The 20,266-nt window shown below is 40.5% G+C and carries 15 protein-coding genes and 1 tRNA gene; 14 read left to right on the top strand and 2 right to left on the bottom strand.

The window, feature by feature from the left end:
* The first annotated feature begins 175 nt into the window (after positions 1-175).
* The 6 genes from Q1A31_RS05420 (at position 176) to Q1A31_RS05445 (ending at position 6,578) form a co-directional block, all read left to right on the top strand.
* Positions 176-1,213, top strand: coding sequence for an amino acid ABC transporter substrate-binding protein (locus Q1A31_RS05420; protein ID WP_299873474.1), 1,038 nt, complete (start codon positions 176-178; stop codon positions 1,211-1,213).
* A gap of 91 nt (positions 1,214-1,304) precedes the next feature.
* Positions 1,305-2,561: an amino acid ABC transporter permease gene (locus tag Q1A31_RS05425; protein ID WP_299873477.1), complete on the top strand. Its 1,257-nt coding sequence runs from the start codon at positions 1,305-1,307 to the stop codon at positions 2,559-2,561.
* 1 nt (position 2,562) lies between these two features.
* Positions 2,563-3,891, top strand: coding sequence for an amino acid ABC transporter permease (locus Q1A31_RS05430; RefSeq protein WP_299873480.1), 1,329 nt, complete (start codon positions 2,563-2,565; stop codon positions 3,889-3,891).
* A gap of 124 nt (positions 3,892-4,015) precedes the next feature.
* The gene (locus Q1A31_RS05435) at positions 4,016-4,738 is read left to right on the top strand and encodes an amino acid ABC transporter ATP-binding protein (protein WP_299873748.1); all 723 of its coding nucleotides are present in this window, start codon (positions 4,016-4,018) and stop codon (positions 4,736-4,738) included.
* 114 nt (positions 4,739-4,852) lie between these two features.
* Positions 4,853-5,656: a hypothetical protein gene (locus Q1A31_RS05440; RefSeq protein WP_299873483.1), complete on the top strand. Its 804-nt coding sequence runs from the start codon at positions 4,853-4,855 to the stop codon at positions 5,654-5,656.
* Between the two features lie 319 nt (positions 5,657-5,975).
* Positions 5,976-6,578, top strand: a complete 603-nt coding sequence (locus Q1A31_RS05445) for a DUF2238 domain-containing protein (RefSeq protein ID WP_299873486.1) — start codon at positions 5,976-5,978, stop codon at positions 6,576-6,578.
* A gap of 298 nt (positions 6,579-6,876) precedes the next feature.
* On the opposite strand, the gene Q1A31_RS05450 is transcribed toward Q1A31_RS05445, so the two are convergent.
* A tRNA-Thr gene (locus Q1A31_RS05450) sits at positions 6,877-6,952 on the bottom strand.
* Positions 6,953-7,190: 238 nt separating this feature from the next.
* Complete coding sequence (locus tag Q1A31_RS05455) at positions 7,191-10,316, bottom strand: VWA domain-containing protein (RefSeq protein WP_299873489.1); 3,126 nt, start codon at positions 10,314-10,316, stop codon at positions 7,191-7,193.
* A 379-nt stretch (positions 10,317-10,695) separates the two neighbouring features.
* Here Q1A31_RS05455 and Q1A31_RS05460 point away from each other — a divergent pair, with 379 nt between their 5' ends.
* From Q1A31_RS05460 to Q1A31_RS05495, 8 genes are all read left to right on the top strand, one after another.
* Positions 10,696-12,477, top strand: a complete 1,782-nt coding sequence (locus Q1A31_RS05460; protein ID WP_299873492.1) for an SLC13 family permease — start codon at positions 10,696-10,698, stop codon at positions 12,475-12,477.
* Positions 12,478-12,627: 150 nt separating this feature from the next.
* Positions 12,628-12,981, top strand: coding sequence for a ferredoxin FdxA (gene fdxA / locus Q1A31_RS05465; RefSeq protein ID WP_299873495.1), 354 nt, complete (start codon positions 12,628-12,630; stop codon positions 12,979-12,981).
* Between the two features lie 222 nt (positions 12,982-13,203).
* Positions 13,204-14,184: a cadherin-like domain-containing protein gene (locus Q1A31_RS05470; RefSeq protein WP_299873498.1), complete on the top strand. Its 981-nt coding sequence runs from the start codon at positions 13,204-13,206 to the stop codon at positions 14,182-14,184.
* A 365-nt stretch (positions 14,185-14,549) separates the two neighbouring features.
* Positions 14,550-14,909 (top strand): FKBP-type peptidyl-prolyl cis-trans isomerase, encoded by a 360-nt coding sequence (locus Q1A31_RS05475; protein WP_366942980.1) that lies wholly within the window; start codon positions 14,550-14,552, stop codon positions 14,907-14,909.
* Positions 14,910-15,120: 211 nt separating this feature from the next.
* Positions 15,121-16,203, top strand: coding sequence for a hypothetical protein (locus tag Q1A31_RS05480; protein ID WP_299873504.1), 1,083 nt, complete (start codon positions 15,121-15,123; stop codon positions 16,201-16,203).
* 303 nt (positions 16,204-16,506) lie between these two features.
* The gene (locus tag Q1A31_RS05485; protein WP_299873505.1) at positions 16,507-17,307 is read left to right on the top strand and encodes an N-formylglutamate amidohydrolase; all 801 of its coding nucleotides are present in this window, start codon (positions 16,507-16,509) and stop codon (positions 17,305-17,307) included.
* Complete coding sequence (locus tag Q1A31_RS05490; RefSeq protein ID WP_299873508.1) at positions 17,304-19,208, top strand: flavohemoglobin expression-modulating QEGLA motif protein; 1,905 nt, start codon at positions 17,304-17,306, stop codon at positions 19,206-19,208. The genes Q1A31_RS05485 and Q1A31_RS05490 overlap by 4 nt, the downstream gene beginning before the upstream one ends.
* Positions 19,205-20,254: a hypothetical protein gene (locus Q1A31_RS05495; protein ID WP_299873511.1), complete on the top strand. Its 1,050-nt coding sequence runs from the start codon at positions 19,205-19,207 to the stop codon at positions 20,252-20,254. Before Q1A31_RS05490 ends, Q1A31_RS05495 begins: the two co-directional genes overlap by 4 nt.
* Positions 20,255-20,266: the final 12 nt, after the last annotated feature.

Raw genomic sequence — 20,266 nt, forward strand, 5'->3', positions numbered from 1 at the left:
AGTTTATTTTTAAATTCATTAAAGAGTCATATAAGTCCACTAGTATCGTTTAACACTATTTACTTTTTTCAAATATATAAAAGGAATATTGAATAGGTCTGGTTGCTGAATGAAAATTATCATTTCGGTCATCATTTCAATATAAGTATTTAACTATAAATCAGGAAATGAATTAATGAAACTCACTACATTTTTCACATCAGTTGCCGCAGTTACTGGAATATTAGTTGGTGGTATGACAACCGCTTCAGCAGAAAGTACCTTGGAAATAGTAAAAAAACGCGATCATCTGCGCTGTCAGATAGGTAAGCCTTCCCCAGGCTTCTATACCATTGATGCCAAGGGTGATTGGGATGGCTTTTATGTAGCTAATTGCCAGGCAATTGCCGCCGCTATTTTCGGTGACAAGTCAAAAGTAAAATATCAATCGGTTGGTAGCCAGGTGAGATTCACGGCACTTGCAAATGGCGAGTCAGATCTTTTATCACAATCAGCTACCATGACTATGTCACGTGACTCTCAATTAGGTTTGGATTTTCTACAAACCAATTTTTATGATGGTCAGGGTTTTATGGTTCGAAAGGACAGCGGTATAACAAGCGCGCTTCAACTAAAAGGTGCCAAGGTATGTGTAAAGACTGGTTCGACTTCTGAACTTAATTTAGCCGATTTTAGCCGTAAGCATAATCTAAAAATTAGCGCGGTTACTTTTGAAGACTTCAATGTTCGAGATGAGACCTATGTAAAGGGTGGCTGTGACGCACTCACCAATGACAAATCATCGTTGGCTGCAAATAGTGCTGCTTTCCCAAAGCCTAAGGATCATTTGATTCTACCTGAAACGCTATCTAAAGAACCTCTTGGACTTGTAGTACGACAGGGTGATAGCGACTGGGCAAATCTTGTCAGATGGTCTTTGAATGCCATGGTTAATGCTGAAGAGCTAGGTGTCAACAGTCAAAATGTTGATGAAATGCGTAAGTCAGATAATCCATCAATACGTCGACTCTTAGGTGTTGAAGGGAATCTTCATGACGGCATAGGCTTAGATAAAGACTGGGCATATAACATCATTAAACAAATTGGTAACTATGGTGAGAACTATGAGCGCTATCTTGGAAATGGTGACAAGGCTCTTGGAATCACTCGTGCAGGTACACTCAACGCACTTTGGACAAATGGCGGATTACTGTATTCACCTCCTATGCGATAAATGACGCGATAAAAAATGCGATAAATCATGTTTCAACATGCACTGGCGCACGACCATTTGTTTACTGGTCGTAAGGGGTTGATGTCGGTGTATGTTGTTCTCAATAAACGAATACCAAAGAGAAATTATTGTTGTGGCCAATGATAGTAATACCAAATCGCAACGCATAAAACCGAAAGAAAAGTTTAACTTTTTCCAAGATGAGCGCGTTCGCGGCATCTTCTATCAAATATTGACAGTAGTAATTATTGGTTGTTTTTTTTGGTATTTGATCAGTAATACTGCACACAATCTTGAATTAAGGGGGATGAACTCTGGCTTTGGTTTTTTAAATGTAGCGGCAGGATTTGACCCTGGTTTCAAGCTTATCTCTTATACGCCGGGGATTGGAACGTATGGTCGTATTTTTTTAATCGGTATACTTAACACACTGTATGTCTCTTTTTTGGCGATTATTGCGTGTACTGTCTTAGGGTTTTTTATTGGTATATTAAGACTTTCCAGCAACTGGTTGATTTCAAAAGTAGCCTTAACATTCATTGAGATATTTCGTAACACACCTTTATTGATTCAATTAATTTTCTGGTATGTGGGTGTTTTTAGCATACTGCCTCAAATAAAAAATAGTTTGGATCTTTCTGCAGGTGCAGAAGTGGTATTGCTCAATAACCGAGGTTTATATACCGCTTGGCCAGTACCAGGAGAGCAATTCTGGATAACGGGTTTGGCATTTATGGTTGCGCTTATCTGTGTCTATTTGCTCAAGAAATGGGTCAATAAACATCAAGACAAAACGGGGAAAAGAGTACCTGTTTTGTTACCATCACTAGCAATACTTTTAATCTTACCTGGTCTCGTTTTTTTACTGACAGGGGCTCCTCTTAGCTGGGATGTCCCGAAGATTGAAGGTTTTAATTTTGTAGGAGGCGCCAGTTTACCTCCCGCTTTTATCGCCTTATTAGTGGCATTGGTTGTTTATGGTGCTGCACACATGGCTGAAATTGTTCGAGCCGGCATACAGTCGATTAATAAAGGACAGAATGATGCTGCGCTTGCCATTGGTTTACGGCAGAACAAGGCCTTACGCCTCATCATAATTCCTCAGGCAATGCCTGCCATTATCCCGCCGATGATTAGTTTGTGGCTGAGTACGGTTAAAAACTCATCACTCGCAGTGGCGATTGGTTATTCAGATATTGTTTCACTGTTTATGCAGACGTCATTAAATCAAGCAGGGTATGCCATAGAAATCGTCGCCATGACCATGGGATTTTATATGTTCGTGAGTCTGATTATTTCAGGGCTGCTCAATATCTATAATAAGAAAGTCCAGCTGGTGGAGCGTTGAGATGGCTTTTGTAAAAAAAGAAATAACCCCCGCTAGACCTGCACCGTTATCTGAACGATCAGTAATTGGCTGGATGCATAAACATCTATTTAGCTCTTTCTACAATAGTATTCTCACCATAGTGACGATGTATATTATTTACATTACAACGAAAGGTTTATGGGTCTGGGGCATAGCCGATGCTGTATGGATCGCTGAGAGTAGACGAGAGTGTTTTGATATCAGTATTGATGGCGCATGCTGGGCAGGTGTGATTGCGTGGATGGATAATATTTTTTACGGTCGTTATCCGAAAGACGAGCTGTGGCGAGTTAACGTTGGTATTTTACTATTAATCGTCTGGATGCTGCCGCTGTGGTTACCGCGTGTTAAAGGCAAAATATTTATAGCCATTACCTTGATTAGTTTTTACCCTTTTTTAGCAAATTATATATTCCTGGGGGGTGAAAGTAGTTTTTTTAGCCAGTTTATGGTTTCAGCTGCGATCGTTTCTTTCGTCGTTATTATGTTGAATGCGATTATTGGTGTAATCCAGGGCCAAAGTATTTCAACATTTATTGCTACCCGTTTAGGCAGTTCACTGAAATCTGAAAAGAGCCAACGGAACCTAAACATAGCGCTTCTAATCATGGCTTTTATCATTGCATTTTTATGGCAACAAAGCTGGGTTCTAGGCGAAGTACCCTGGACTAAATGGGGAGGACTATTCCTAACCTTAGTCATTTCAGGGATTGGTATTGCCACCGCTTTACCTAGCGGAATTATTCTGGCTCTGGGTCGCCGTTCAAAATTACCTGTCATCAAGGTGCTTAGTACCACTTTTATTGAAGTGTTTCGCTCGGTGCCACTCATTACCGTGCTGTTTATGGCGACGACCATGTTTCCGTTGTTTTTACCCGAAGGCTTTGTGCTCAATAAATTAGCTCAGGTAATCATTGCAGTGTGCCTATTTAATGCGGCTTACATGGCTGAAACCGTTCGTGGTGGGTTGCAAACTATTCCCAAAGGGCAGTATGAAGGGGCACATACCATTGGCTTGGGTTACTGGGGAACCATGGGTTTAATTGTGATGCCGCAAGCTTTAAAAAATATGATTCCAAATATTGTAGGTAATTTTATTAGCATCTTAAAAGGGACTACATTGGTCTCAATTATCGGCTTATTCGATATTTTAGGGATGTTAAGTAGCGTCAGTCGAGATTTATCTTGGATCGGTTTACACAAGGAACCACTGTTATTTGGCGCGATGATATTTTTTATACTTTGCGCGCTGATGTCAAAATACAGTCGTCATCTAGAAGCTAAGTTGTCCACTAATCGTAAAACGTAGTTCTTAGAAAATTAAGAAATAGACACTAAAAAAGAGAACACCAAGGAATAAAATGAATTCGAATACACCTATGGACAACAATGCAGCAGAAGAAAAATTGGTATCAGCAGCGTCCTCTGAAGTCATCATAAATATTGAAAAAGTTAACAAGTGGTACGATGATTTTCATGTTTTGAAGGATATCGATCTGGTAGTAAAAAAAGGGGAAAGAATTGTTGTCTGTGGCCCTTCTGGATCAGGGAAATCAACACTTATTCGCTGTATCAACAATCTGGAAGAACATCAGGAAGGCAGTATCGTCGTTGATGGAATTACGCTAAACAAAAACCTCAAAAATATTGATCATATCCGCACTGAAGTGGGCATGGTATTTCAGAATTTCAATCTATTTCCTCATCTGTCGATACTCGATAACCTCATGTTGGGCCCGATCTGGGTCCGTAAAATGCCCAAGGCCGAAGCCCGAGCTACTGCACTAGAATATCTAGAGCGCGTCAAAATACCGGAACAGGCAGATAAATTTCCAGGGCAGCTTTCAGGTGGGCAGCAACAGCGTGTAGCAATAGCGCGATCACTATGTATGAATCCAAAAATTATGCTGTTTGACGAGCCGACTTCTGCACTTGATCCAGAGATGATAAAAGAAGTTTTGGATGTCATGATTGAACTGGCAGACACGGGAATGACGATGATCGTGGTCACCCACGAAATGAACTTTGCAAAAACGATTGCCGATCGTGTGATCTTTATGGACGAGGGGGATATTGTTGAAGAAAACGAGCCTCTTCAGTTTTTTAACAACCCTCAGCATGATAGAACCAAGTTGTTTCTTAGCCAGATACTTTGATGTTTTTAACTTCAATTAGCTGACGCAAAAAACTCATCAAAATGGCTCTGACAGGCAACATAAATATCAAAGCTTGGGCAATATTCTTTTTAGAAAAAACATTAGGTGTATCAAATGAAATTTCCTCCTCATCACGGTTCTATAGCATCATTAACTCCAACGATATGCCATCTTCTCGGCATCAGCCCTCCAGAGGTCTCAGCGGAACCCGCATTAGATATGGTTATCTCTACACTTGAAGAGAATAGCCTTCCTTTTGAAAAATGCCTGATTATTGCTCAGGATGCTATTGGCGCCCATTTATGGAAGTCGCACGAGAGTGATCTCAATAAAATATTACCTCTGGTTCCGTTACGTGTTCCTCTACGTGCTGCTTTTCCTCCGGTAACACCGGTTTGCTTTGCCTCCATTTTTAGCGGAGCACAGCCCGAAGTTCATGGTATTCAAAGCTTTATAAAACCTGTATTAAGCTGCGACACACTTTTCGATGCACTTGCTCGCGCTAATAAGAAAGTTGCTATCGTCGCTGTCGTAGATAGCTGTATTGATTTGATTTTTCGAAACCGTGACGTAACATATTTCTCAGAAAAGGATGATAAATCTGTCAAAGAGAAAGTTCTGGAAGTTATTGAAGGCGATGAATACGACGTAATCATCACCTATCAAGCTGATTACGATGATAACCTGCATAAAACTGAGCCTTACTCGCCGGTTTGTATTGCGTCTCTTAGACAGCATATTAAAGACTTCACAGAAATGACAAAAGCCGCAAACCAGCACTGGGGGGATAAACGTCACGTTATCGCATTTACGCCTGATCATGGTGCACATGTTAATGACGCAGGAAAAGGCGATCATGGCATAGATATCCCTGAGGATATGGATATTTACCATTGCTATGGTATTTATATGCCTTAGTATTTTCCATAGATAAACTTAGCGAACATGTTGTACTGATATCTAAAGTTCGATTATCAGCAGAAAACATATATGCAAGAGATGACACTGTGATCGAAGGCTTGTTCTAAAGCCGCTTAAAAAAACTGCCCGTAAGTGGGGGAGGTGGTTTTTCGGTTTATCGACAACCAGAAAAGCCATCTCCCTTTTTTATTTGGTTACCTGAAATATGATATTTCGCCAAAATTCGTGATCTAAGCCATGAAATACAGCCAGCTTAAGCGATATAGTTTTGAATATTCTGAAGTTTTATTCGACATAACGATATCTAGGTATACACATGCGTTGGCTGGTCATTTTTAGTGTTTTCTTTTTTGCCGTGTGGGCAGACTCACTCATAGGAACAACAGACATTGCCAACTGGCGTATTGAAAATACCCTAACGGCGATAACGTTACTTTACTTAATTTTTACGTTTAAGTGGTATCGGTTTAGTACTGCGAGTTATTTTTTAATCTGTGCATTTCTGTGTTTACATGTTTACGGATCTAAATATACCTATGCCGAAAACCCTTTTGGTTTTTGGCTACAAGATATTCTACAGACTTCACGAAACCCTTATGATCGCCTTGTACATATGAGTTTTGGCTTGCTTTTGTACTTTCCATTTTACGAGATTCTTTTAAACGGCTTAAAATTAAGAAAGCGCGAAGCGTTGATCATACCGATATTAATCGTGCTGTCTGCCAGTGCAATCTATGAAATTATAGAATGGCTGGTTGCTGATATATTCTTTGCAGAACAGGGCATTTCATACCTTGGTACGCAAGGTGATGTGTGGGATTCGCAAGAAGATATGTTTGTGGCATTTATTGGGAGTTTATTAGCCGCTTTGATATTTTATGTATATAGATTGACCAAGCGAACGCATAAGTCTATATGAAGAATTTAACAGGTTTTTATGTGTGGTAGCTAAAAAACTGTCTAGCACTGCTTAAATTCTATTTACGTTTTAAAAAAGCAAAAATAACCATAGAAATGAAGTGAGACAACAACTTTATTTTTTAAAGTTGATCCGAAGGAAAGGCGTAGCTTCATAAAACTGGTATCGCAAAGCATAAATTATTTTTATTTATTTCAAACTACGTAATGAAAAGTTACTTATAAAGTAGGGTTGTGTGTTTTAAATGTGCCCAAAACAAAAAAAGCCCTGAAATGTAAACATATCAGGGCTTTATATATGGTGCCGCAACCAAGAGTCGAACTCGGGACCTACTGATTACAAGTCAGTTGCTCTACCAACTGAGCTATTGCGGCGACGCGGTGCATTCTATTAAAGCTTTAGAAATTACGCAAGAAGAAAACTGTTTTTATTTGTAAAAAAATACCCGATTGAGGAAACCCTCAACCGGGTGGTATTTTGACTCCACATAACATTTATTATTATTGTTAGCCCGGCCATATTATTATTATTAAGTCTGTGGCTGTTTATCTGAAGTCGTGGTCAATTCTACAGGGTTTCGCTGAATTGAAACTGAACCGTTCGTCATTTTAGTTATTCATTTAAATTAATTGTAATTTTCTTTTCCGTGATTGGTTTTCTGACACTTTGGTTATACCAGCGCAGTACATATTCACCGGGTTCTGCAGGCATTTTCATATATTCAGATTTCTTCTTTTGGGTATAGATATATTTTTTTGCGCCGTAGTCTGGTTTTTCACCTACTGGCTGGATATTGATAAACGAGTTATCTAGCCCCCTTGGTGCTTGCCATGATATTTCTATTTCTGAATCTGCTCTAATATCTTCTGGCACATTAATCGTGATGTCTGGCGCGCTTAGTTTTATAGGTCGTTCTGCTATTGGTTTTCTATGATTTCGGTTATACCAGCGCAATACGTAATTTCCAGCTTCTGAGGGGAGTCGTAAATAGTCTGAAGTGTTCTTTTTGGTATAGATATAATTTTTTGCGTTGTAGCTTGGTTTTTCATCGGCCAATTGGATATTGATGAAAGCATCTAGACCTTTTGGGGCACTCCATGAAATTTCGGTTTCTGTTCCTGCAATTGCCTCATCATCTGCTGTTAGGGTGATTTCGAGTTCGGTGAGTTTAATAGGGGTCTCAGCCAGTGGCTTTCGATCACTCCGGTTGAACCATCTTAAGGTGTAATCACCGGGCACTGATGGCATGCGCATATAGGCAGAAGAGTCCTTCTTTGTATATATATACGTTTTTGCATTGTAGTCAGGTTTTTCATCACTGGGATGGATGTTAATAAATGAATCCAGACCTTTTGGCGCATCCCATGATAATTCTATCTCTGATCCTGCGATTGCAGTTTCAGGGGCAGTTATGGTAATTGTTTGCTCGGTTATTTTTATCGGGTGTTCAGTGATCATTTTTTGATCACTGCTGTTGTACCAGCGTAAAATATAATCGCCAGCTGTCGATGGCATTCTCATTATCCCTTCTTTTTTCTTGTCATAAATAGAGAGGTGAGGATTGCTGTGGTATTTGGGTTTGTCACCCACAAGTTCCAGATTGATTCTGGCTTTGGTTGTTTTTGGCGCTTCCCAGGATAAGTCTATTTCAGTTCCCGCTCCTGCTTCGTCGGGCGCATTTAAGGTAATGGTTGATTCGACTAGTTTTATGGGTTTTTCGGTGACCACTTGTTGATCGCTGCGGTTATACCAACGTAATACATAGTCACCTGCTGTTGATGGTAGGCGAATTGTTCCTGTTTTCTTCTTACCATTAATATTGATATGAGGATTGCTATGGTATTTCGGTTTCTCGCCAACAAGCTCAAGGTTTATCCTTGCTTTTGTGGTTGTTGGCGCCTCCCAGGATAGATCTATTTCAGTCGCTGTGTTAGCTTCTTCTGGCGCATTTATGGTGATAACTGATTCTACCAGTGTGATCGGTTTTTCTAAGACGATTTTCTGGTCGCTACGGTTGTACCAGCGCAGTATGTAATTACCAGCGGTTGATGGCATTCGCATAATTCTGTCTTTCTTCTTATCATCAATATAAAGGTTCGGATTGCTATGAAACTTTGGTTTATCGCCATCAAATTCTAGATTGAGTTTAGCCTGAGTCGTTTTAGGCGCTTCCCAGGATAGTTCCAGCTCGCTGCCTGTTCCAGCCTGTTCTGGTGAATTCAAGGTAATGGTTGATTCGGTAAGTTTGATGGGTTTTTCGGTGACTAGTTTACGATCACTTCGGTTATACCAACGTAATACATAATCCCCCGCAATTGCAGGCATTCGCATGACGCCTTCTTTCTTCTTATTATCGACGTAAAGGTTCGGATTGCTGTGGAATTTTGGTTTATTGTCCGCAGCTTCCAGATTGATTATTGCTTTAGCATCTTTTGGTGCTATCCACGAGAGCTCGAGTTCGGTTCCTGTGCCAGCTTCTGCTGCTGCAGTAATGACGATCTCTGCTTCTTTTAAGGTGATTGGGTGTTCTGCCAATACGATTCTGTCTTGGTTGTCATAAAAACGCAGTACGTATTCGCCAGCGACAGAGGGCAGCCGAAGTGTTGCTTCAGAAATACCTTGTGTATGTTTTAAAGGGGTTGAGTGATATATCGGTTTCTCATCACTGATTTGAAGATTGATTAAGCCTTTTAAGTCTTTGGGAGCTTCCCAGCTAACATCTAATTCTGTTCCTGTGATTGCTTCATCTGCCGCTTTAATGACTACTTTGGGCAATTGTCTATTGAAGTTAACGTTGATGAGTTGATCTTTATTTTCAATAGTAACGTAAGATTCTCCAGAATAATTTCCGCTTGTACCACTCACTAGCCATTTACCAGACGTAATGGACTTTTCTGTAGCGACTATGTTTTTGCTATTACTATCAGTTTCATCGCCAGCTAATAATATTTCAACACCAGCCCCAGAGCCTTTTAAACTGATGACTTCTTCGGTGTCTTGATTAATCAGTTTCCAATCGATCATCTTATTCAAGATGCCACCGCTTTTCTCATCCATTGCATGTATTGAAATGACTTTGGCTTGTACGACTATTTGTTCTAAGGCAACGCTTAGTTGTTCTGCATTATCCGCTGTGAAGTATTGTCCGCCTGTATTTGCGGCAATACATTGAAGTTGCTCGCTGGTTTTTTTATCGACACCAAAGCCGATGACATGCGCGGTAAAATTTACCCCCAGTTTTTCTAACTCTGCTGCTGTGCCACATGGGTCTGCGTTACAGGTTTCTTTACCGTCACTGATCAGTATCACTGTGGCATTATCTTCGGTAAATTTTAATTCATCTGCAGCCATTCTGATGGATGCACTGATGGGTGTTTTGCCTTTAGGGTTAATCTTGTTGACGATGTCGATCATCGATGACTTATTAACTTTACCCACGGGTACTAATGTTTCTATGTCGCTGCAATCTCCCTTTTTGCGGTGGCCGTAGGCGAGTAAACCCAGTTGTTTTTCTTCATCCCAATTACTCACAACATCGGCTAGTGTTTTTTTGGCGATTTCAATTTTTGTTTTACCTTCTAGCTGCCCCCACATACTTCCGGAAGCATCAAAGACTATGATCGCTTTATCTTCGGCATTAGCAGAACAGCTCAAAACCATGCTGAATAAAAAACTAATCACATAGAATATTGGGGCTTTGAATAAAGTTGCTGAATTAGCAGTTGAGCTAGCGGTCATGATGGTCTCCATTCTAAAAATCTTCTGAAAAACGGTAGTCGCAGATTAATTATACAAAAAACGGCTAAAAGTAGGGGGGTGTACTTTTAATTAATTCCTAAACCCTTGCAATAGTATAAAGATCAATAAAAGAGAATAGGTTGTTTTCTGTAAAGTGTCTGTGACAAAAATCACGAAAAATTGATGATGTATTTGACATTGATTTACAGGGCTGTCTAAGACGCAAAAATGTTACGAAAAGTAGGGGGGTGACATTTTTTATAATCGAATATCTTCTAATAGTAGTAATAATCTTGATTATTTTCGTCTTATTTATTTAATATGACTAAACTCATAAGAATAGATAATCTATAAATTGAAAAAATGAATCTGGGGTTATATGAATTTTGATCAAATAATAATAAGCAGTATCCTGTTTATCGCACTCATTCTTTTCGCCTGGGGCCGCTGGCGCTATGACCTTGTCGCAATGTTTTGCTTGATTGTAGCGGTTCTGTTTGGTGTGATTCCTGAGGATGAGGCTTTTTCTGGATTTGGTCATGCGGCTGTTGTTACTGTGGCTGCGGTGTTAATTCTCTCACAAGGTTTGCAAAACGCCGGAGTAGTCAGCCTGATTACCGAGAAGATGAGGCTTATTAAATTTACCTCTTTTTCTTTATTGGCGACGATTACGTTGGTCGTGACTATTCTTTCAGCCTTTATGAATAATGTCGGTGCATTGGCTTTGATGTTGCCGATTACGATGGTTGCAGCAAAAGAATACAATATTCCACCAGCTCGACTACTTATGCCATTGGCATTCGGTAGTATTTTAGGGGGATTGACGACGCTAATCGGTACGCCTCCTAATATTATTATCGCTGCTTATCGTGCAAAGGTCACAGGAGAAGAATATGGCATGTTCGATTTTTCTCCGGTGGGAGTACCTGTCGCAATTGTTGGCGTTTTGTTTATTGTATTCATTGGCTGGCGTTTAATTCCATCTGGCAGGATGACTAAAAATGCATCTATAAATTTGTTTGAGATAAATAACTATCTTACTGAAATACAAGTAAAAAAAGAAAGTAAGTATATTGGAGAAAGGCTTAAAGACTTACCCATGTTTAAAGGTAAGGACCGTACCGAAATTTTGGGTGTGGCAACTCCCACTACTTATGCGCGCAATGTGAATCTGACCTATAAGATTTCGGAAGATGATATTTTTATCATTCGTGCTGATCCAATGGAGATCAAGCCGTTACTGGATAACCACGATTTCGAATTACTCAATTCTGCTACTCATATCTATGAAGCGCCCGATGAACACACCGCGATATTGATGGAAGGTGTAATTACGCAAGGCTCTCCTTTAGTTGGGCGAGATATTCGTTATTTCAGGAGATTATCCGGACGTTCAATAGCCATAGTGGGCTTGGCGCGAGATGGTCAAAGTGTGGTGAGTCGAATTCGCCAATTAGTTTTCAAGGCTGGTGATGTATTATTGATTCAAGGGCACGAAGAAACTATCGATGAGCAATTCACCCAGATTGGTTTATTGCCTTTGGCACCGCGTGCTATAGAGCTAGATAGAAGCCGAAAAGTAGGGCTGGCTTTAGCCACCTTTGTCGGAGCGATTATTTTGGCAATGACAAATCTGGTTTCCCTACCGATCGCTTTTATTCTGGCGGTGATGGTTTACGTGCTAACCGGCATTGTTCGCGTGCGTGAAGTCTATGAACAAATAGATTGGGCGGTGCTTGTGTTATTGGCGTCGATGATTCCGATCGGCAATGCGCTAGATTCAACCAACACTACCAAACTACTCGCAGAAACCATGCTCAAAATAGTCGGTACGGACTCGCCAATAATCGTATTAACGCTCATTCTAATTGTTACGATGTTGCTGTCGAGTGTTGTCAATAACGCTGCAACTGCGTTAGTAATGGCGCCGATTTCAGTGGCTGCAGCGCAAACCATGGGGGTGAATATCGATGGCTTTTTGATGGCAGTGGCCGTTGGTGCTTCCTGCGCATTTCTCACACCTGTTGGACACCAATCAAATACACTGGTTATGGGTCCGGGAGGATATAAATTCGGAGATTACTGGCGCATGGGATTACCGCTGGAAATTCTCATCGTCATAATCACAATCCCTCTAATTTTATGGGCTTGGCCGCTATAATTAGTGTTTTAGTCGAGGTAAAGAAATACAACAGAAAAAAATAGCCTAAAAGTAGGGGGGTGTATTATTCTTTAATTATGAATAGCTAGAGTTCATCAGTAGAGGCTGGATAGATTGGCTTGAATAACAAGAGTACCGAAGGAATCAAAAATGACATTTGTAGTGACTGAAGATTGCATAAAGTGCAAATACACAGACTGTGTTGATGTATGCCCAGTGGAGTGTTTTCACGAAGGCCCAGAAATGTTGGTAATAGATCCAGAGGAATGTATCGACTGTGCACTTTGTGTTCCAGAATGCCCAATCGACGCTATTTTTGATGAAGTCGATTTACCCGAAGATCAACTAAAATTCATACAAATTAATGCAGACCTATCTGCACAATGGCCCGTAATTGAAGGCATGATACCCGCCCCTGAGGACGCTGAGGAATGGGAAGGCGTGCCAGATAAAATTCAGTATTTGACGGAGTTTCTGGATGACATTGATGAAAATGAAGAGTAGACAGAAAATGCCACTAATCATACGCCCTGACAGATAAACCTTAAATCGTGTAAGCTTATTCTTATAATAAATATAAAGCAGTAGAATTAAAATTAATAAGCAAGATAAAACAGAGCGTTAGGGCACAATCCTCAATCTACAAGTATCAACGTGTTGACGCGTTCTTGACCTTAAATCAAATAAAAATATGAGGTAAAGATGAAAAAAGTAAATGTATTGGTTTTGGCTGGTGCCCTAGTACCTTTAGCATTATATGCCGCTGCAACACTTCGCACAGATTCAGGGTTTTATTACCCAACGGATAAAACGCATGCGCAATCAACTTATTATGCTTATGGAGATAAAATTCCATTTTTTGGTAATAGTTGTCATCTAGCAAATGATTATAACTTTGCTGAAGGGACTAATGTTTATGCTGTAGGACCAGGGGTAGTAGAGAGTGCATCTCTAACAGCTCCGGGCTATGGCAGTAATGGAACCTCCGGTGGAGTGATTGTTGTTAAGCATACAAAATCCGATGACACGTTTTTTTATGGCTTGTACGGTCATATAAAAAACTTTACGGTTGCGGCAGGTGACTCTGTCTCAGGAGGCCAAAAAATTGCTGAGGTAGGACCTTATTTAGTAGGCACAGATTCTCAGCCTCATCTTCATTTCAGTATAAATCCCGCATCGGCCAGAATAGACGGTTATACCCCCACTGCTGCATGCTCAAATTACCTTGGGTTTGTGGATCCAGAACCTTATCTCATAGCTAATTCACCTAAATTGAGTGCAGCAGAGACTTGCAGCGCAGTTGATGATGCAGATGATACCCCTCAAAACACTATTTTAACCACTGCAAATGTTTTAGCTAACGATACAGATATTGATGGAGATACATTAACCGTCTCAGCGGCTGACGCAAATTCTGCCAATGGTATAGCTGTTACTAATAATGGTGATGGAACATTTACCTATACACCTGCTATTGATTTTAGCGGTACTGATTCGTTTAATTACACTATTAGCGATGGAAATGGCTGTACTGATGAAGCTACTTTTAAGGTCACTGTTATTGCTGATGTAAGCGTAGATGCAGAAATAGATACAGATACAGATGACAGTGGTTCGAGTGGAGGAGGTAGTCTAAATGTTACCGGTCTAATTTCTTTATTTGTTTTACTTTTAACTAGACGATTTAGAAAACGTTTAAATAACTAAATGACATCTTGTCAATTAGCATATATCAAGCATCGTTGATGCAACATTATTTCGCTTTAATAGCAGTTAATTATTTAATTAAATAGGGTACATAATTAAAAAGGGTACATAGAAGAAAGTCTGGGAGGAGTATTAGATAAATACTTCTCCCATTTTCTTCTATGCGAATTTAGCCTATTACTTCAAACATTTACAAAAATCTAATCACAGGCATAATCCCCACTATTATTTATTTTTGATAAAAAAAAGGGGATCAAATGAAGCATCTTACGTTACTTGCAACTCTATCAATCAGCGTTTTACTTATCGGCTGTGGCGGCACTAAAACGGATGAAATTAAGCAGGTTGTCACACAAAAAAGCTCAATGACTAACGGTGCCGTTAGTTTTCAAAAAATCGATGTTCAAATGGGTGATGGGGCTGTCGCTAAATCGGGTCAAACCGTTTCTGTTCATTACACGGGCTGGTTATACGAACCGGAAGCATCGGATAATCATGGTACAAAATTCGATAGCTCTGTTGATCGTGGTCAGCCTTTTCAGTTTCCTTTAGGTGGCGGTCGCGTTATCAAAGGCTGGGATCAAGGAGTTGAAGGGATGAAAGTTGGGGGAAAACGTACTCTCATTATTCCGCCCGAAATGGGTTATGGAGCACGAGGCGCTGGCCGTGTTATACCGCCTAATGCGACTCTGATTTTTGACGTTGAATTACTCGGCGTTGAATAAAAAATTTAGTATCAAATTCAGATAGATAAAGAAAAACCTGCTAAAAGTAGGGGGGTGATATTTTGGATATCCCTCCTGCTTATTTGACTACTTTGAGGTTTAGTCAAAAAAAAACAACATTCTGTGAACAAATCCACTGAAATCAATCACTAACAATAATATTGTTCGATAGATAAAAATATAACATGGATTTTTAGAAGAGTTTTAGCAGATGTATATTAATAATAAAAATATAAAACGACCAAAGAAGGTCCAATTAGTTGGTCTATTTCTGATTGGCTTTTTTGTAACTGCCTGTAATGGTGAAGACAATAAAACAGACTTAGAAAGCCATTCCATCAAGCCTCAATCGCTATTATCTGGTTCTGATGCTTCAATGCCTGATAGTTCTTTTATCGTTGAAGACTCTTTTACCGTTGAAGACTCTTTTACAGCTGATAGCTCTATTACAACTGAAGACTCTATTACAGCTGAAGGCTCTAGTACAATTGAAGAAACGGATTCTGCTAATGAGATAAAAACCTGGCATGGTCAGGATTTTGGTTTTGTTTCTGCAGATCATCCGGCTATTAATAAGATTGAAGCACTTATTGCTCTAGGTAAAATTAATGCGGCTACCATTAGTTATCGGAATACTTCAACATTTTTGAGTAGTCAGGCCAGTGATAACGATGTAACGCTAAGGATTGGCCATGCCGCTGCGAGTATCAACGAAGATGTCTTAGATCTTTACGATTCTTTAGAACTGCTTTTTAGAAATAATAATATCAAACCCTTCAAAGATTCACTTGAGCAACTGGCAAAACCAGAAACGATTGAAATTTATACGCGCAATAGCAATGACGAAGTTACCCGCAAACAGAAAAACGATATTACTCAGGCATCTCGTATTATTTCTGCATCGATTTCTAATGCGATTTCAGTACTAGAGCCTACACGCAAGGAATATATACTGGCGGGTTCTGCCATGCTTAATGAGAGTGGAAAAAACCTGCAAGACGCTTTATCTAAAGATGGAAAGATCACGGATCCTAGTAAACATCAACTCAGTATTAGCCAGATAGATGGTGCATTAAGCCTGATTCCAGAATTTGCCGTTGATGCGTGTGAGAAACAACGACAAATCTCTAAAACCTATAGAGATAACACCAATGAAATTGCTGAGCAATTGATGTCTTTCGATAACAAGCCTGCGAAAGCAGGTGCCAGTGATATTTATGAGTTAGCAAAAGAAACCGAGAATATGGCTAAGACCTTACCTGAAAAGGATCAAGATATTTGTAATCATGATTAACACATGTCTTTTTTGAACTGGAACTGATTCTCAAGAATTACTAAAAAACTCTCGTAGTGCTTAAATTCCAACGGTTCATGGCATCCGCATGAGAGTATATCGTGATGCTACTCCATGCATACAAACCTTATGACTTAAATCAACTGTATGCTCGATTAGTCCACTCACACTCTTAAGTTGCGCTATCTTTAAATTATGGTCATGTTTTGACTGGTATGTTGTTAATCATGGCTAGAAACAGTAATTAATACAAAAACTATATAAAAATAACCGGGATGCCAATATTTGAATAAGGATTAAACGATGAATTCAGCAACTGCAACAGCACGACCCTTGCTTATTTCTCATAAAGGCAGTGAGCCTATTTTGATTACGGCAATTCATGCAGGCCATGGTTTACGCGAGGAGTTGCATGAAATAATCAAGCTGGATGAGACTGATCGTTTACGCGAAGAAGATCCATTTACGGATGCCTGGATTTGTATTGCAGATAATTACATTTTGCCACAGCGTTCCCGCTTTGAAGTTGATCTTAATAGAGAACGGGAAAAAGCAGTTTATATGACCCCCGAAAATGCCTGGGGGCTGGATGTCTGGAAGTCGACACCGAGTGATGAGGTCATTCAACATTCTCTGGATGAATACGATACCTTTTATAGCCAGTTAGCCAGCATGCTGAATGAAATGCTGGCTGAGTATGGAAACTTTGTAGTGTATGACTTGCATACGTACAACCATCGTCGAGTAGGCCCAGGTTTGCCGCCTGAAGATCCGCAATCGAATCCTGAGATTAATGTGGGAACAGGCACCATGGACAGAAACTATTGGAAGTCTGTGGTAGATAGTTTTATCCGGCAATTAAGTGAATTTGATTTTCTGGGTCGTCACCTCGATGTTCGGGAAAATGTTAAATTCTTTGGTGGGCAATTCCCGCGCTGGATTCATCAACATTACCCAAAATCAGCCTGTGTATTATCCATAGAAGTAAAAAAGTTCTTTATGGATGAATGGACTGGCCTGGGAGACCCCGTAGAAATACAAGCAATCAGACAGGCTCTTTCTAGCACTATACCTGCTGTGAAAAGAGCTCTGGAGGAGTTATGAGCCAACTCAGTAAGCATCGGTTGTTTTCGGAAAGTTTGCTGGATGAAATCAGGCATAAACTGGCAGATGATGAACCGATACGTTTTAAACTGCCGGATGGCGGGCGCATCCATATCGACAGGAAACTCCCTTTTCTGATTGTTCATCGTCGTTCTGTTGAGAGTCAGGATGTTGGCACCCGAAATTTATTGCTGGGTGAAGCTTCTTATTTACAAACATCTGCATCTGCGGATTTGCAGGATTCAATAAAAGATCTGGTTTCCATGATTGCTGAAAGCCAGGCGCAACATTATGGGGCGTTTGTATTGATTGAGTTATGGTCGAAAGAGCTAACAGAGGAACAGAAAACAAGATTGCCAAGACCAGGTTTCAATATCATAGCGCCTGAGCATTCGGTTCCTCTTCAGACACTTGAGACGCTAGAACACGCGTTGCAAGACATTACTCTTCGCGGTCGGCTTGCCAAAGTAAAAATTACGCATAGTGACCAGCCAGCGCCTCCAGGGCTTCCTCCCTTGATTATTGCCGAAGAAGAATCGGAGCATCCGGTTATATGCTTTGGACTTGAGGTTGATGCTGTTTATCGAGACCCTCTTGCAAATACTCTACTCACCTTTGCACTTAAAAAATTGCATCATGGCATGACGGTAGCCTTCAAAAAGATGTTTTATACTTTTTCTCACGAACACACCACTTTTAAGCCGGAGCATTTTCATGTGCTGGGCAGGAAGGCTATTACTCGGGCGGTGATGAAAGTTGATGAGCAACTGGCTGAGGTCAGTGATAATTTTGATTTATTGTTACACGTTACCCCAACCAATTCACAGGCCGCTTGGGAAGAATTTCAGGAGAGTGATTTCAAGGTTATTCCGGAGTTTCATTACCGTCCGCGAACGGCTGATCCGGCGATTCTCAAACGGCTGCTTTTTCTGGCTCCCATTGAGCAGATTGAAGACCCTGCGCTGGCAAATATTTTTTCCACTAAGCGTGATGAACTTGATAAACAGATTAGCTTGCTGGCTACACGCGGCTTGCCCGAATTTTTGCCGGGAAGTATCCAGCTATATGGCACGGTTGAGGAATCCTTATTACAACTTGCTGAAACTATATTGTCTTATTCTGTTGATGAGAAGAATCAGGATGGCGCGTCTATGCTCAATGCGGAGCAGCTCGCTGAGTATGCCCGTGCGGAGGTCAAGTACTATCAAGGTATTGATCCTGGTCTTGCCTGTTCTGTAGAAGTGCGGGATGACATAGCGGGGATATTGGTTTCGCATGGAAATTTCCTGATTGGCACAGATGCCATGATCAGAAAAAACAGGTTGAATGCAACGCTTAGCCACGAGATTGGCACTCACGTTGTTACCCATTATAACGGTCGCCAGCAGCCTTTCCAGCAATTATATGCGGGCATGGCAGGTTATGAAGAGCTTCAGGAAGGTCTGGCAGTATTATCGGAATATCTGGTTGGGGAACTGGATATCAGTCGCATGCGCTTACTTGCCGGTAGGGTGATTGCGGCTAATAGTGTTATCAATGGAGATGATTTCATTGAGACGTATGATGTGTTGGCGAAACAATATGACTTCTTGCCTTATGCCGCATTTATGATTTCACTAAGGGTTCATCGTGGTGGGGGCTATATTAAAGACATGGTGTATTTGCGCGGCTTCTCTCATTTACTTGGTTATCTTAAAACAGGCGATGATTTTGATATCTTATATACGGGTAAAGTATCCCTCAAGTACTTGCCATTAATTAAAGAATTACGCTGGCGTGAAGTGATCAAACCGGTCGCGCTGAAGCCACGATATCTGGGACAGAAAGATTGTCAAAATCGCCTAAGAGCTTTAATAAAAGAGCCGAAGATTGAAAGCATTTTAAGAGGGTTGTCGTTATGAAAATTGCATTTCTAGTCAATAACATCGCATCTGAGTCACCGCACTATACTACGGCTATGCTGGCTTATGCAGCCATTAGGCTGGGTCATCAGGCTTGGTATATAAATGTTGGTGATTTTGTATATGATCCTGATGAAAATATACATGCTTTTGCTTCCCGGGCGCCTAGTGTGAATTATGAAAATAGCGAAGATTACATTAAAGCGATTCAGAGTGATCAGGTAATAAATGAGTATATTAATATCAGTGATATTGATGTTTTGATGTTACGTAATAATCCTGCGGATGATGCTTTGATTCGTCCCTGGGCTCGCCATTCTGGTATTGATTTTGGTCGCTTTGTCGCAAAATGTGGCGTATTGGTATTGAATGATCCGGAAGGTTTGGCTAATTCTAATAATAAACTGTATTTACAGCAGTTCCCGAAATCAGTCCGCCCAAGATGCTTGATTACCCGTGATCGCGAACAGGTTGAAGCGTTCGCCAAGGCAGAGGGAACCGTTGTGATTAAACCGCTATTTGGTTCTGGTGGCAGAAATGTGTTTTTACTGCGCCCTGAAGACGCGCCTAATATGCATCAAATGATCGAAACTGTTGCCAGAGATGATTATATCATCGCTCAGGAATATCTACCTGAAGCCATAAACGGTGATACTCGTTTATTTCTTATGAATGGCGAAATATTGCGATGCGATGGCAAAATAGCTGCGTTGAGAAGAGTTCGTTCTGATAGCGACTCAGACATGCGCAGTAATATGACAGCCGGTGCAGGTCCTGCGAAGGCCATTATAGACGATAGGATGTTAAAGGTTGCCGAAACCATTGGCCCTCGACTCAAACATGATGGCATGTTTTTGGTAGGGCTGGATATTGTTGGTAGTAAACTGATGGAAATCAATGTGTTTACGCCTGGAGGAATGAATAGCGCAGAGCATTTTGAGCAAGCTGATTTTAGTAAAACCATCATTCTGGATATCGAGCGTAAAGTTAAAATGAAAAAAGACAGCAAGTTCTCAATCAGAAATAGGGAGCTGGCTGCTATGTAATGCAGTGAGGGT

It is taken from the genome of uncultured Cocleimonas sp. (genome assembly GCF_947495625.1).
In the GTDB taxonomy this organism is placed as follows: domain Bacteria; phylum Pseudomonadota; class Gammaproteobacteria; order Thiotrichales; family Thiotrichaceae; genus Cocleimonas.